This window comes from Hydrocoleum sp. CS-953, assembly GCF_002260545.1.
In the GTDB taxonomy this organism is placed as follows: domain Bacteria; phylum Cyanobacteriota; class Cyanobacteriia; order Cyanobacteriales; family Microcoleaceae; genus Trichodesmium.
The window spans coordinates 1-16238 of the sequence record NZ_LGSU01001472.1 but is presented as its reverse complement, the minus strand read 5'-3'; the positions used below and the strand labels follow the sequence as shown (position 1 = coordinate 16238).

Annotated in this window: 7 protein-coding genes and 5 pseudogenes; 10 read left to right on the top strand and 2 right to left on the bottom strand. The window is 44.6% G+C overall.

The genetic code is table 11. The features are described from left to right. Positions 1-90 precede the first annotated feature (90 nt). A pseudogene (locus tag AFK68_RS47270) lies at positions 91-895 on the top strand (glycerol dehydrogenase); the annotation flags it as partial. 800 nt (positions 896-1695) lie between these two features. On the opposite strand, the gene AFK68_RS31970 reads toward AFK68_RS47270, so the two are convergent. Then, positions 1696-3288 carry an amidase gene (locus tag AFK68_RS31970; protein WP_094678191.1) on the bottom strand — a complete coding sequence of 531 codons (1593 nt, stop codon included), beginning with the start codon at positions 3286-3288 and terminating at the stop codon, positions 1696-1698. Between the two features lie 624 nt (positions 3289-3912). On the opposite strand from AFK68_RS31970, the gene AFK68_RS37690 reads away from it, so the two are divergent. The 9 genes and pseudogenes from AFK68_RS37690 to hisI all read left to right on the top strand — a co-directional run bounded on the left by AFK68_RS37690 (position 3913) and on the right by hisI (position 12642). Next, positions 3913-4086 (top strand): hypothetical protein, encoded by a 174-nt coding sequence (locus AFK68_RS37690; protein ID WP_168186741.1) that lies wholly within the window; start codon positions 3913-3915, stop codon positions 4084-4086. A gap of 216 nt (positions 4087-4302) precedes the next feature. Beyond that, positions 4303-4785, top strand: a pseudogene (locus tag AFK68_RS31965) (homocysteine S-methyltransferase family protein); the annotation flags it as partial. A gap of 1 nt (position 4786) precedes the next feature. Continuing rightward, positions 4787-5219: pseudogene (locus tag AFK68_RS31960) on the top strand (homocysteine S-methyltransferase family protein); the annotation flags it as partial. A gap of 1 nt (position 5220) precedes the next feature. After that, positions 5221-6654, top strand: a pseudogene (locus AFK68_RS31955) (dihydropteroate synthase); the annotation flags it as partial. 1 nt (position 6655) lies between these two features. Beyond that, positions 6656-8593 (top strand): vitamin B12 dependent-methionine synthase activation domain-containing protein (locus tag AFK68_RS31950; RefSeq protein WP_210407729.1); only part of this gene is annotated, 1938 nt, incomplete at its 5' end. Positions 8594-9991: 1398 nt separating this feature from the next. Beyond that, a pseudogene (locus tag AFK68_RS47265) lies at positions 9992-10443 on the top strand (alpha-hydroxy-acid oxidizing protein); the annotation flags it as partial. 69 nt (positions 10444-10512) lie between these two features. Continuing rightward, a complete protein-coding gene (locus tag AFK68_RS31935) occupies positions 10513-11358 on the top strand; it encodes an alpha-hydroxy acid oxidase (RefSeq protein ID WP_371357647.1) in 846 nt (281 codons plus the stop codon). A gap of 314 nt (positions 11359-11672) precedes the next feature. Next, complete coding sequence (locus tag AFK68_RS31930; RefSeq protein ID WP_094678185.1) at positions 11673-11993, top strand: hypothetical protein; 321 nt, start codon at positions 11673-11675, stop codon at positions 11991-11993. 163 nt (positions 11994-12156) lie between these two features. Continuing rightward, complete coding sequence (gene hisI / locus AFK68_RS31925) at positions 12157-12642, top strand: phosphoribosyl-AMP cyclohydrolase (protein WP_094678183.1); 486 nt, start codon at positions 12157-12159, stop codon at positions 12640-12642. A gap of 673 nt (positions 12643-13315) precedes the next feature. On the opposite strand, the gene AFK68_RS31920 is transcribed toward hisI, so the two are convergent. Continuing rightward, on the bottom strand, positions 13316-16238 hold a 2923-nt coding region (locus tag AFK68_RS31920), incomplete at its 5' end, for a DUF4347 domain-containing protein (protein WP_094678181.1).

Genomic DNA, 16238 nt, shown 5'->3' with positions numbered 1-16238 from the left:
TCTATCTAGAACGATTTGGGGGCGAATGTTGCGATCCTGAAATCGAACATATGGTAGCTTTAGGTAAAGCCCAGAACGTTGATATGATCGTTGGTATTGGGGGGCGGAAAAACCATCGATACCGCCAAAGCAACTGCCCATCACTTACAACTTCCTGCTGCTATTGTTCCCACCATTGCTTCTACGGATGCTCCCTGTAGCGCCTTGGCTGTCATTTACACCCCCGAAGGCGTTTGGGAACGTTATTTAATATTACCACGCAATCCCGATCTGGTGTTAGTGGATACCAATATTATCGCCCGCGCCCCGGTTCGGTTCCTGGTAGCTGGAATGGGAGATGCTCTGGCAACTTGGTTTGAAGCTGAAGATTGTCAAATCAAACGGGCTAAAAATATGACTGGCCGCATGGGACCTATGACAGCTTTTAACTTGGCTCATTTGTGTTACGAGACGCTGCTTGAATATGGAGTTCACGCGAAAATCGCCTGCGAACAAGATGTGGTGACTCCCGCATTAGAACGGATTGTGGAAGCGAATACGTTGTTGAGTGGACTCGGGTTTGAAAGTGGCGGACTCGCTGCTGCTCACGCCATCCATAATGGGTTTACGATTCTAGAGGAAACCAAGAAATTCTGGCACGGCGAAAAAGTAGCGTTCGGGCTACTTGCTATGTTGATTCTCACTGATCGCCCCAGCCAAGTCATAGATCGTGTGTTTGGCTTTTGTGAGTCAGTGGGCCTCCCTACCACCCTCGCCGATATCGGACTTGATGGCATCAGTGACGATCGCCTGTTGTTAGCAGCTCAGCGGGCTTGTGGTGTGGGTGAAACCATTTATAACGAACCCTGCGAAATTACTCCCGAAAGTGTCCTGGCAGCACTGTGTACAGCAGATGNCCCTCGCCGATATCGGACTTGATGGCATCAGTGACGATCGCCTGTTGTTAGCAGCTCAGCGGGCTTGTGGTGTGGGTGAAACCATTTATAACGAACCCTGCGAAATTACTCCCGAAAGTGTCCTGGCAGCACTGTGTACAGCAGATGCGGAAGGGCGACGGAGACATGCCTAAATCAGGTAATGTACCGTTTTAGGCACATTACCTGATTTAGGGGTTTTGGTGCGTTCATCAGATTTTGAAGTGTTGGTTTTATGTTGGGGTTGTGACCGATGAACGCACCCTACGCGCTTCTATTATTTGCTCTAGAGAAATGTCCCAATTTCAAGCGATCGCCTACTCCAAATGACTCATAGGCCCAAGGTTCATCTCCCTTGGGTTTTATGTTTTTCGTGGATTTTAAGGGTTGTAATCTATGCCGTATTTGCTAGGTGAGATTTGTCAGCTCAACGGTAAGACTCACCGGCTGCAGATAACTTATCGCCTCAAGTAGATATTTCAAGTAGCAGTCCGGTGCAGTCTNGTCCCAATTTCAAGCGATCGCCTACTCCAAATGACTCATAGGCCCAAGGTTCATCTCCCTTGGGTTTTATGTTTTTCGTGGATTTTAAGGGTTGTAATCTATGCCGTATTTGCTAGGTGAGATTTGTCAGCTCAACGGTAAGACTCACCGGCTGCAGATAACTTATCGCCTCAAGTAGATATTTCAAGTAGCAGTCCGGTGCAGTCTAGGGTTAGACGTATATTGGGTGCTCAACCTTATAAATCATAAGCTTAGTCCTTGCTGTTACCGTAATAATTTACACAGGAATGTACTTGACAGAATATGGTGCCCAATGCTCTTTCCAAGGTCTTGCCTCTTCTAGTTCATAGGCCAGTTCATACAGCATCTTGTCATTGCCAATGGCCGCTTGAAACATAGTACCAATCGGCAAACCTGACTCATCATCCCAATTTAAAGGTACTGACATAGCTGGATTACCAGCCACGTTAGTGGGAGCCGTATAGGCCAGACGATTTTGTAGGAACTCTAGAGTTGAGTCATTGACTCTGTCGTTTGGTGTTAGTGCGTCTCCCTCGACAAATATAACAGGCATGACTGGCGACATCAAAATATCGATCGATTCAAAAGTCTCAATATAAAAGCCTGGAACTTTAGCGAGATAGGCTTGCCCTTGGGCTTCTTGCTCATCTGTAATGGAAGCGCCGTATTCAATTAGGGAAGCGGTAAATGGATCTAGGAGACCTGACTCGGCGGCTGCTCTACCACTGAGGATTTCTGTAGATTCAGCCACAGTCCCGAATTGTCGTAAAAATGCACCATTATAGTTTGTAAAAAACTCCACCTCATTCACGGGGAAAGTGACCTCAACGACCTCATGCCCCAAATCTTGCAGCAACCGTACAACATTTTCTTGGGCTTTACGAACAGGCTCTTCAACGACCAGCCCCCCACGAATTGAGGCAGCATAACCAATCTTCAATCGTCGGGTTGAGGGACCAGTCACCAGCCCCACAGGTTCAAATACTTGGCTAGACTTGTCTTCAGTGTCATTGAAAAGGGCGGCACTATCACGCACTGTTCGACTCAAAGCCTGGTTTGTTTTGAACGGATTATGCCCACCATCGGATTCACCAGAGAGCATACGTTCTCGGCTAGGTTTCATGCCAAAAACGCCATTGGCACAGGCGGGCAATCGGTTGGAGCCACCGCCATCAGTTCCGTGAACTAAAGGCAAAATTCCTGCTGCCACAGCAGCCCCTGCTCCTCCACTAGACCCCAGTGTGGACTTAGATAAATCCCAGGGGTTGCGACTCAAGCCAAAGGCACTATTATTCGTGACAATACCCAACTGGGCAAACTCTGGAACATTGGTCATGCCTACAATATTCATGCCTGCGGCTTCGACCCCGTCAATGTATCTCACATTTCTGACTGGGACATTTGTCAGTTGCAGTCGTGAGCCATCGGTACGACGGACTCCCCCGACATCAATCATATCTTTGATTAAAATTGGCACACCAGCAAACGTGCTGTTGAGAGGAATTTGATCAGCTTTTTCCAAAGCCCTTTCGAAGGTAGGAGTAGTCAAGACATTGATAATTGGCTCCATCGCTTCAATACGACGAATAACTACTTCAACTAACTCTCTAGCCGTAATCTCTCGTGCTTTGATCAGTTGGGCTAAACCAAGTGCATCGTAATCTATCAATTCGTCGGATTCCCTCATGCGAGCAAGTGCTTCAGGCGGAATAGGGAATAGTTGGTTGGCGAGAGTATTTGTTCCTGGTCGAGTTGTTTTGGCTTGACCTAACTTACCTAAAGCGAGGGTGCTAGTTAGTCCTACAGCCATACTACTCGTCAGAAATGCACGTCGATTTAATTGAACCATTAAATTTCTCTCCACGATTCCGATGCTTCACTGAAGTTGAAGCAATAAATAGCTTAAGTATCTCCTCTAGAAATAGTCAAGCACAATAGAAGTTCTATGATCAACTGGAGCATATCTTAGCTTGGAGATGCCCAAAATATGGCTAACTATTGCTTATTATGCTTGCTCCTATCTAAGTCAGTCTAACCATTCCAATTAGGGGTATTAGGCTGATCTTGATCGCGATAACAGCCCTGTGAATGACGTTAGGCTAAATAAAGTCTTGATAACACCCCACAATAGAGTGTTATGCAGATCGTAGTCAGTCTATTTTTCCAATTTGGCATATTACACAGAGCCAAATCTTGATAATATCCCAAATTAGGGGTTTATCACGATCTTACTCTGCATATTAGCCCTGTCAGCGGATGTTATGCGGCTTTCTTCATCAAATCTTCATTATCGCCATAGTCCTTCAAATCTGGACTGAATCGATGTTTTGAATGGTCTGAGTCGGTTGATTAATCCAGCAATGGGACTGTTTCGCCTACCACCTGAAACTGCATCGCCTGTCATTCTGGCATCAGTTCGCAAATACGGCCTACTGCTTTTGCTGAACCCAATACGGTCAGCCTGTTGTCTCCGGTGCTAATCCTCACAGGCGTTTATCTGGCTGGGGTACTGTTCCCCTGTCTGGTGACAGCACTGACGATCGCTTGCGAACAGTCTTTCAAGTTTGCCCTGATGTTGATGGGGAGGCAGGCGATCGCTACAATCTTTATTTACTCTATTACTTGCTTGGGCAGGAATATTGATTAAAAGGTCAAAAAAAGGCCCAAAAGTAGTTGATGGTGATGGCCCTAATCCAACATGACGACAATTGTAAATAAATAAAAAGTATTTTTATGTTATCTTAATTATGAGAATAATTATCATTCTCATAAACAATTATCCTCCTCAACTTTCCAAGCCGAATTGCTTTGGGGTTAAAAAGGTTGCAGGAGAAGTCCAAGACCAACTATAACCATTACGACTATGCTAAGTATTGAAGCTCCCAAACCTCAGTTAAAGACTTCATTTCTCGAACGCCTCCAAAATCCGGATCGTCCAGTGGTAATCTTTGATGGCGCGATGGGAACTAACATCCAATCCCAAAACTTGACCGCCGAGGACTTTGGTGGACCGGAATATGAAGGTTGTAATGAATATTTAGTCATCACCAAGCCAGAAGCAGTGGCCAAGGTCCATCGTGATTTTCTCGCAGCAGGGGCGGATGTTGTCGAGACTGATAGCTTTGGATCTAGCCCCTTAGTTCTCGCAGAGTACGATCTAGCCGATCGCGCCTACGAACTAAGTAGAAAGGCTGCAGAATTGGCTCGCCGTTGTGCGGATGAGTTTACGACTCCCGAAAAACCAAGATTTGTCGCAGGTTCCATCGGTCCAGGAACCAAACTACCCACCCTCGGTCATATTACCTATGATGAATTGAGAGCGAGCTTCATGGTGCAAGCAGAAGGTNGTTCTCGCAGAGTACGATCTAGCCGATCGCGCCTACGAACTAAGTAGAAAGGCTGCAGAATTGGCTCGCCGTTGTGCGGATGAGTTTACGACTCCCGAAAAACCAAGATTTGTCGCAGGTTCCATCGGTCCAGGAACCAAACTACCCACCCTCGGTCATATTACCTATGATGAATTGAGAGCGAGCTTCATGGTGCAAGCAGAAGGTCTCTATGACGGGGGAGCCGATCTTTTCATCGTGGAAACCTGTCAAGATGTTCTGCAAATTAAGGCGGCACTGAGTGCGTTTGAGGCGGTGTTTGCCAAAAAAGGTTCGCGACTCCCCTTAATGGTGTCCGTGACTATGGAAATCCAGGGAACCATGTTGGTGGGGACGGATATCTCTGGGGTGCTGGCAATCCTCGAACCCTTCCCCATTGATATTTTGGGGCTAANCCGATCTTTTCATCGTGGAAACCTGTCAAGATGTTCTGCAAATTAAGGCGGCACTGAGTGCGTTTGAGGCGGTGTTTGCCAAAAAAGGTTCGCGACTCCCCTTAATGGTGTCCGTGACTATGGAAATCCAGGGAACCATGTTGGTGGGGACGGATATCTCTGGGGTGCTGGCAATCCTCGAACCCTTCCCCATTGATATTTTGGGGCTAAATTGTGCCACTGGTCCTAATTTGATGACCTCTCATATCAAATATCTATCAGAAAATTCCCCCTTCCCCATTTCCTGTATTCCCAATGCGGGACTACCAGAAAATGTTGGTGGTCAGGCGGTTTATAAAATGACCCCCGAAGAATATACAACTGCCATGACAGGGTTCATTGCGGAACATGGGGTTCAGATTGTCGGGGGTTGCTGCGGTACGCGCCCAGCACATATTCAAGCTTTAGCCGAGGCTGTGGAATACACCACACTAAAAGAGCGTTCGGTGCGAAAAAATGCCGTGGGGGAGCTTCGAGAACCCATCTCCTATACGCCAGCAGCAGCTTCCATTTATTCCGCCCAAACTTATGAGCAGGATAATTCTTTTTTAATTGTTGGTGAGCGATTAAATGCCAGTGGTTCTAAGAAAGTCCGCACGCTGTTGAATGAAGATGATTGGGATGGGTTATTGGCGATCGCTAAATCCCAGGTTAAAGAAGGGGCGCATATGCTGGACGTAAACGTGGATTACGTCGGGCGTGATGGAGAACGGGATATGCGAGAACTGGTATCGCGACTGGTGACTAATACGACTCTCCCACTGATGCTCGATTCCACCGAATGGACAAAAATGGAAGCTGGTCTCAAGGTCGCTGGGGGCAAATGTTTGCTCAATTCCACCAACTATGAAGATGGGGAAGAGCGATTTTTTAAAGTGTTGGAATTGGCAAAAGAATATGGCGCAGGGGTTGTCATCGGCTGTATCGATGAAGAGGGAATGGCTCGAACCGCCAAGAAAAAATTTGAAATCGCCAAACGGGCTTATGAGGATGCGCTCAAGTTTGGGATTCCACCCCATGAAATTTTCTATGATACCTTAGCCCTACCGATTTCAACTGGGATTGAGGAGGATAGGGAAAATGCCAAAGCAACCATCGAATCAATTCGACTGATTCGGGAAAATCTGCCCGGTGTTCACTTTATGCTGGGGGTCTCTAATATTTCTTTTGGCTTGAGTCCAGCCACTCGCATTACCTTAAATTCTGTCTTCCTGAATGAAGCGATGAAAGCTGGGATGGATGGTTCGATTGTCTCTGCTGCCAAGATTTTGCCCTTATCGAAGATTGACGAAGAACATCAACAGATATGTCGCGATTTGATTTATGACAAGCGCAAATTTGAAGGGGATATTTGCACCTACGATCCGTTGACGAAGTTGACGGAAATTTTTGCGGNCGCATTACCTTAAATTCTGTCTTCCTGAATGAAGCGATGAAAGCTGGGATGGATGGTTCGATTGTCTCTGCTGCCAAGATTTTGCCCTTATCGAAGATTGACGAAGAACATCAACAGATATGTCGCGATTTGATTTATGACAAGCGCAAATTTGAAGGGGATATTTGCACCTACGATCCGTTGACGAAGTTGACGGAAATTTTTGCGGGAGTGAGTGCAAAAGATGCTAGATCGAGTGCTTCCTTAGCAGATTTGCCCATCGACGAACGCTTGAAGCAACATATTATTGATGGCGAGCGGATTGGATTAGATGATGCGTTAAAGGCGGGTTTAGATGCAGGTCATAAAGCACTGGAGATTATCAATACTTTCTTGTTGGATGGGATGAAGGTTGTGGGCGAACTGTTTGGCTCTGGTCAAATGCAATTGCCCTTCGTGTTGCAGTCAGCCGAAACCATGAAATCTGCCGTTGCTTTCCTGGAACCCTACATGGAAAAAATCGAAGGAGAGGACGAAGATCGCGGTAAAGGTAAATTCCTGATTGCTACCGTTAAAGGGGATGTCCATGATATCGGGAAGAATCTGGTGGATATCATCTTGACCAATAATGGCTACAAGGTTGTCAATCTGGGCATTAAACAAGCTATTGAGGCGATCGTCGAAGCTTATGAGCAGCATCAGCCTGATTGTATTGCCATGAGTGGCTTGCTGGTGAAGTCTACAGCATTTATGAAAGAAAATCTGGCAGCATTTAATGCTAAAGGTATTACAGTTCCAGTGATTTTAGGTGGTGCAGCACTCACACCAAAATTTGTCTATGGAGATTGTCAAGATACTTACAACGGGCAGGTGATTTACGGTAAAGATGCTTTTGCCGATTTGACCTTTATGGATCGACTGATGCCCGCCAAAGAACAGCAATCCTGGGTGGATACCGAAGGCTTTACAGGGGAATATGCTCAGTTTAACCAAAAGGGACGTAAGGCGATTGAAGATTCAGATCGAGAACTCAATGGTGATGGGCAGAAATCAGATGGCGATGGGAAGAAATCAGATGAACCAACTGTCATTGATACCAAACGCTCGGAAGATGTGGCGATTGATATCGAACGTCCTACGCCGCCTTTCTGGGGGACGAAAATTCTTCGGAGTAACGATCTAGATTTAGAAGAACTGTTCTGGTACATGGATTTGCAGGCACTGTTCGCTGGGCAATGGCAATTCCGTAAACCGAAAGGTCAATCTCGCGAGGAATATGATTGGTTCCTGGCATCAAAAGTTCATCCGATCTTGGAAGAATGGAAGGAAAAAATTCGCACGGAAAAATGGTTGGAGCCAACTCTAGTTTATGGTTATTTCCCCTGTGCAGCTATTGACAATTCCGTTCATGTTTACGATCCTAGTGTGATTGAGCAAGGCTTAACACCGAAAACAGCAACCCCGTTTGTCACTTGGACATTCCCCCGTCAGAAATCCGGGCGTCGGCTGTGCATTGCTGATTTCATCCGCCCAGTCGAACAGGATCAATTTGATGTCTTGCCTATGCAGGCAGTCACTATGGGAGAAATCGCCACCGAGAAAGCACAGGAACTCTATAAAGACAACAAGTACACCGATTATCTGTACTTCCACGGGATGGCGGTGCAGTTGGCGGAAGCTTTGGCAGAATGGAGTCATGCCAGGATTCGACGGGAATTAGGCTATGGGGATTTAGAACCGGATAACATTCGCGATGTATTAGCCCAAAGGTATCAAGGTTCTCGGTATAGTTTTGGCTATCCAGCTTGTCCGACGGTGATGGATCAAGTGCCACAGTTGCAATTATTGGGATGCGAGCGCATTGGGTTATTGATCGATGAGAGTGAACAGCTTTATCCAGAGCAATCGACTACTGCTTTTGTCACCTATCATCCTGTCGCTAGATATTTTAGTGCTTAGTTAGAGCGATCGGCAATGGGGTCGCGTTGAAATCCAGGCGACCTCTAATTTTTCTTGATAATTGCTAGAGAGTCGGTCAAGAAACCCGGTTTTTTGGAAAAACCGGGTTTCTGATATACCAAAAAACGTGGTTTCTCAGAATACTTGACCGGCTCTCTAGGCATCAGCATAGCTCCTTTAGCCTAAATTCCAACTGGATTTGCTTTCAAAATAGAGGTCTCTAATGAGTCAAACAAACGATAGATCGAATTGGCATCAAGATTTTATTGCCAGTAATTTGTTAGTCATTGGCTATAATGCTTGGGTTGGTCATCTCAGTCAGAAGCGCGGTGCGATAGTTTGTAGCACAAATTCTCCAACATTGGGGGTTGGCGGAGAATCATTCCAAACCCATTTTGTCGGACGTTCTCGCCTTGCCCCGTTCCTGAATGCCTGGTTAGCGGCTCCTGACACTNATTGGCATCAAGATTTTATTGCCAGTAATTTGTTAGTCATTGGCTATAATGCTTGGGTTGGTCATCTCAGTCAGAAGCGCGGTGCGATAGTTTGTAGCACAAATTCTCCAACATTGGGGGTTGGCGGAGAATCATTCCAAACCCATTTTGTCGGACGTTCTCGCCTTGCCCCGTTCCTGAATGCCTGGTTAGCGGCTCCTGACACTGCAATTTTGCGCCATGACTTTATGATTGGTCACATCTTGGAAGTTGTCGATAATTATGATCCAACCACAGAAGTTGTATTGTTGCTGGAGTCTTTCGAGCAGGCGATGTTCTTTTACTTGAAAAACCTACCCATCACACCACCTCAATGCTACGAGCAAGTATGTAAGACTTGGGATGAATTCCAGCCAGGAGTTAGTGGTTGGCAAGATGAACAACTTCCAACAATCTGTCAGAACTGATATCTCAATAAACTGGTAATTTTGGAACAGTTCATTCCCTAGAGACTGGCGATGAAGGTTTAATGCTTCTCAAAATGGAATATAGCAATCCTAAATAGATTGTCAAANCCTCAATGCTACGAGCAAGTATGTAAGACTTGGGATGAATTCCAGCCAGGAGTTAGTGGTTGGCAAGATGAACAACTTCCAACAATCTGTCAGAACTGATATCTCAATAAACTGGTAATTTTGGAACAGTTCATTCCCTAGAGACTGGCGATGAAGGTTTAATGCTTCTCAAAATGGAATATAGCAATCCTAAATAGATTGTCAAAAATTAAAAAGTACACAGAAATTAGAAATTCCCTTTTTCTGTGTACTTTTCCCTTTTTCCTATTCCGTAATATTTGCCATTGCTTATTCCCCATTCCCTCAAGGGACTAATTATTTGACACGACTCAAATAGGATTGATATAGTATGGAGTGCCTAGTAAACATAAATCTGACTGAGGTATTTTATGAGATTGAATGACTGTCACAATTTTCAGGATTTCCGAAAATTAGCGAAACGCCGACTACCACGAGCGATTTTTGATTACATCGATGGAGCCGCCGATGATGAACAGAGCTATCGGCGTAACACTCAAGCCTATGGAGACTGCGATCTTATTCCGAACGTGCTTGTCGGTGTGGAAGATGTGGATATGTCAGTTGAGGTGATGGGGCAAAAACTAGATATGCCTATCTACTGTGCCCCGACAGCATTGCAACGCCTTTTTCATCACGAAGGAGAGCGTGCGGTTGCGAGGGCTGCTGCAGAATATGGCACGATGTTTGGGGTATCTTCACTGGCGACTGTCACCGTTGAAGAAATCTCCAAAATCGCAAACACGCCTAAGATGTTTCAGTTCTACTTCCATAAAGACCGTGGCTTGAATGATGCGTTGCTTGAACGCGCACGAGCAGCGAANCATTGCAACGCCTTTTTCATCACGAAGGAGAGCGTGCGGTTGCGAGGGCTGCTGCAGAATATGGCACGATGTTTGGGGTATCTTCACTGGCGACTGTCACCGTTGAAGAAATCTCCAAAATCGCAAACACGCCTAAGATGTTTCAGTTCTACTTCCATAAAGACCGTGGCTTGAATGATGCGTTGCTTGAACGCGCACGAGCAGCGAACTTTAATGTGTTGGCATTAACCGTCGATACCATTACTGGTGGTAATCGCGAACGGGATTTGCGTACCGGATTTACTTCGCCACCCAAATTAACACTTGACTCCTTAATGAGTTTTGCGACGCACCCAGCATGGGCTTGGAACTTTTTGACAAAAGAAAAGTTCGATATGCCACATTTGTCTGGCTATGTCTCCCAGGGAACTAATTTAGCAGTTTCTGTTGGCGATTATTTTTCAACGATGCTAGATCAATCCATGAATTGGAATGATGCTGAAAAACTCTGCTCGCAGTGGAATGGGCAGTTTGCACTGAAAGGGATAATGAGTGTGGAAGATGCCAAGCGTGCTGTTGATATTGGTTGTACGGGTATTATGGTTTCTAACCACGGAGGCCGTCAGCTCGATGGTTGTCGCAGCCCCTTCGATCAACTCGCAGAAATTTGTGATGCTGTTGGGGATAAAATTGATGTGATTTGCGAAGGTGGTATTCAGCGCGGTACTCATGTGCTGAAGGCGCTATCTGTTGGAGCTAAAGCCTGTTCAGGTGGGCGATTCTATCTTTTTGCATTGGCCGCTGCTGGGCAAGCAGGAGTTGAGCGTGTTTTAGGTAATATGCGCACTGAGATTGAGCGTGATATGAAATTGATGGGAGTGACCAAACTCGATCAATTGAGTAGAGATAATCTACGCTTTCATCCCTCACGATGAAGCTGCGTAGGGTGGGCAAAGTCTAATGAAAGAATTGAGAATTTTCCTCCTTATGCTTGCCCAACCTACAAATCTACCGAGAAAGAACTGTATTCTCAACAAATTTCTCATAGCTTGCACTTAAGTACAGGACAAAAAACGGAGGAAGTCGAGAAAAGCGGGAAACTGGTGGTCAAGATTGGTGAAAATGGAGCCTAGATAGTCAAATCCCAAGCGAAATAGACTTTTGGCTAGGCTTTTGAGCGATCGCCGAGAAAGCTATCGGCTGAAAGTTAACTATACTACCTATGTAAATATTTGAAGATTACACCTGTATGCTAGAATTAACTACTATCAAACAAACAGCCCTCGATTATCTCTTGTCCAATCTGGAAGTATTTCCAGAACATTGTCACTTGTTTGAGGTTGTAGGTGCAACCTGTTTTGATAATAATGAGTGGATGATTAATATTAGTATTGTCGGTTTGATCGGTAAATATTGGAATGTTTTTGTCGATGGCAACACGGGAAAAATTTCACCAGACTGCGAGTTTAATACAGATTGCCAAGACTTGAATAAACCCCATCAATATTCCCATCTGCCCGACTATTTAAATCAACTACTCGATCGCCTTACGGTCAAAATTATTAGATAGATTAACTACTTTTTTTATATATAGGACTTACGCAAAGAAACCCGGTTTCTACGATAAATCGTTGTTTTGAGCAATAGACCTCTAGGAGAAATCGGGTTTGGGGAGTTCTTCTGCGTAAATCCTGATATAATAATGATTGTCAAAATTACAAAATTTAGCTAACATGAATCCCCTATTTACCACTCGCACTTCCGTAGAACAGGTTGAAGAAGGTTTGTTACTTGCGCCCAAATTTGATGTCAATGGTTTGATTCCAGTTGTCACCACAGATGCCAACACGGGTGAAGTGCTGATGCACGCTTATATGAATGAAGAGGCGTTAGTTAAAACCATTGAAACAGGTGAAGCTCACTATTACAGTCGCAGTCGTCAGCAGCTATGGCATAAAGGTCAATCTAGTGGACTGGTGCAAAAAGTACAGCAGTTAGCTATTGATGACGACCAAGATTGTTTGTGGATGCAGGTTAAAGTAGCTGGTTCGGGAGCTAGTTGTCATGTGGGTTATCGTTCTTGTTTTTATCGCTGTATTCCTACGGGAAAAAGTGCAAGTGAATCCCAGCAACCAATTCAGTTAACATTTACCGAAACGGAGAAAACTTTTGACCCGAAAACAGTGTATGGTGATGCTCCCAACCCAACACAATTGTAAATTTACTTCAACCGTTTATAGCGGTTTTCATTTTAATGAACCACAGTAGGGACGTTTTGCGGAGCATTCCGGAACGGAAAAAGCATTTTTGTTATCCAACGTCCCTACAAGATTTTGGTTATGGCGATGTGTTTCATCCATGCAAAGAAACCCGGTTTCTATAATAAATCGTTGTTTTGAGCAATAGACGTCTACGAGAAACCGGGTTTATGGGTTATCCTGCGTAAGTCCTGTAATTATTCGGTAAAGATTGAAACAAAAAGGAAAAATGAATGGGAACGGCTCTTTTTAACTTCCCTTCGGGGAAGTCAAAGCTCTCCGGTGGGGGAGCGTCGTATGGGAAAGCCAGGGCAAAGATTCGGATACCTTCATAAGCTAAACGTTCATATGCCGCAAGACATGCTAGGTACATTTTGTTAGTATCAATGTCAACACAGGGGTCCGACATCACCTCTGTCACGCGCAGCGGTCAGGGTTTCCCAGACTGAAGAATCCCGCGTTGCCCTTACGGGCAACGTCGGGAGTATGTCAAGCATCTCTAGCATTCTTTTTTCAAAGTTATATAGCGCTACGGGCTAGGGAATAGGGAATAGTAAACTGTCAAAGGGTTTTTCCTATAGGGAAATGCTCCGCAAACAGGATTTAGAAATGTCCGCGCCCTGAATGCGTAGTGCTATATTAAGAGAAAATCTTGAGCTTGCAAGTTGGCTTGATTTTCTAAAGTTGCAAACAGACCTCCTTCACCGAAACCGCTAGTTTTACCATCAGGGTTATAGAAAAGTTGACCATTGGCAGAATTATAAACTACTTTAGCGCTGCTAGTATCTGCTGCTGCATCACTATCAACAATGGCAAATTCTCCTGCCACACTGAAACCATCCCCAACTAGACTACTCAAACTGCTAAAGGTACTTTTATCTAGAACTATTTTGTCTGACTCAGCACTATTGAAGTCTCTAATAATATCTGAACCAATATCAGTCAAGTTAAATTGACTGCTAATATCAAAGATAAAGCGATCGCTATTACTACCACCTGTTAAAGTATCTTTACCCTGTTCGCCATTGAGAATATCTAGACCATCCCCACCGTTAAGAATGTCATTTCCTGTACCACCTGTAAGAGTATCATTACCCAACCAACCAGTCAGGGAGTCATTACCTGCATTGCCGTTGATAATATCGTTGCCTTTGCCACCACCAACTTTATCTTGACCATCACCGCCATTAAGTTCGTCATCACCTGCGTGACCTCGGAGCAAGTCGTCCCCACTATCACCGTTGATTAGGTCGTTCCCTATACCTCCTTTGAGACTATCTGCGTGATTGCCACCGTTGATAGTATCTTGACCATTGCCACCACCAACTGTATCTTGACCATCACCACCATTGAGTTCGTCATTACCTGCCTGACCGTGGATAAAGTCGTCCCCACTATCACCGTTAAGTTGATCGTTACCCGCACCTCCACCTATTGTATCACTACCACTACCACCGTTCAAAGTATCATTGCCACCCAAGCCATGTATAAAATCATCATCTGATGTACCGTTGAGTAAGTTATCTGAGTTATCACCAGTTATAGAGGATGTAGGGATAAACTCAACAGCACCAATATCAGTAATGCTGCTACCATTGTTATCACCATCCACAGGGCGAGTCTTACCTAACTGGTCTGTGGTCGGTGCATTAGTATCAACTCCTGCATCAATGGCAGCACTACCATCTTCCAAGGGATGAACCAAGAAACCGTCAACTTCTTGCAACTCTCCCAAGTTAGGATCGCCAATTACAATATTCGCCGTCACTAATTTGTCATCGCTATCTACTGCGGGAAATTGTAAGTTACCTCCCCTGTCAGTTAATTGATAGTGTGTTTGTTGGCTAATGCCATATACATTCCCAGCAGTATTGCGATCAAATATCGTATTTCTGACTTCAATATCAGGAACTACACTCTCTTTAGTGTGAATAGCACCTGAAATATTTGCTGCATAATTGTTAGTAATTGTCGTGTTAGTAATTGTCGTAGGTGCTAAGGTAGCGATCGCTCCTCCTAGTCCCACCGTACCATCCGGACTTTCTGTTCTGTTCTCGGAAAAGGTACTGTTGACAATATTGACTGTGATTAAATCTGGTTGTTGTTGGACCCACAAACCTCCACCCTGGGACTCGGCAGTATTGCCCGCAAAAGTAGTATTGGTAATTTGATGCTGCACCGGAGTGGTACGGCCAGCGCTACTGTTCCCTGTACCCAGTCTGATCCCCCCACCATGAGCAAAATTCTCGTCGTTAAAAATTACAGAATTATTGAGAACCTGAGTATCTTCAACTACTACATTATCCCCCGGATAAGTATACAAGAACGCTGCACCACCAGCACCGGCACCTTTGTTATGTTCAAACAAACTATCGCGGATGATAATGCTGCCGTTATCGCCCCCGAAACTGGCAGAAACTCCATCGGTATATATTGCACCCCCCAAGCCTTTTTTACCAGTTGGTGTGAATGCTCCAGCAGTGGTGTCGTTATTGATAAATATCGAATTTTCTATTGTCAAAGCAGTGGAAGGAGTATTGATAGCACCACCGTTAATTCCTTTGTTATTCGTAAACTCACTATCTTCAACTGTTAGAACAGCAAAGCCATTTGTAGAAATTGCACCGCCACCTCTTTCACTTTCTCCGGCAGTAGCATCGTTGTTGTCAAACTTACTGTTAATAATTGTCGTATTACTCTGATGCTCTGCCCAAATAGCACCGCCTCCTTCTCCAGAGGTTACGTTATTTTCAAAGGTGCTGTTTTCTATGGTTAGCGTACTTTGAAAGCCAGTCTTGATTCCGGCTCCGTTTCCTGCTGCCCCTGGTTCGGTGGTTCTGCCATTGGCAATTGTCAGATTTTTAATAGCAACATCTGTATAATGACCTGTGTGGAAAACTCGATGGGTATCATTCCCACTAATAGTTAAACCTGGCGCATCTACTGCATCAATTATTATGTCTTCCTTGATGTCTAATTGACTGGAAGTAAGGGTTATTGTCTGGTTAGCTAAATTGGTATCAAATACAATGGTGTCTCCATCTTTGGCAGTAGCGATCGCTTGTCTTAAAGACCCTGCTCCACTATCATTATTATTGGTAACTGTAATAATGGCTAAAGTACCATTATAACTAGCCATTATTTCTGGTTTTAATACTTTAGGAGCTTTAATTTTTCCGGTAGTAAATTCTAATTTCCAATCTCCAGGATAAGCACCTGTAGGGTTAACTGAAGCAGCAATATTTGCCTTGGTTAATTGTTGTAGTTGGTTGACAAAAGCTTGACCTATTCCGGCTGCGACATTACAACCATAAAGTAAGATATCTGCTGTTGTTTTTAGTGCTGCTCGCCATTTTTTAATCTGATTTTTATAAAGTTTAATAGTATGTGTATTGAGAAATATGTCTCCTAGTTTTATACTGCCGGGGCTACCATGGGAAAATATATGAATAGCATCTAATTTTTTGTGAGAGTTTATATATTTTTCCAGGGTCGCCGTAATAACTTCTATTCCGTCTTGATTTTGCGGAATAATAACTATATCTATTCCTTGATAA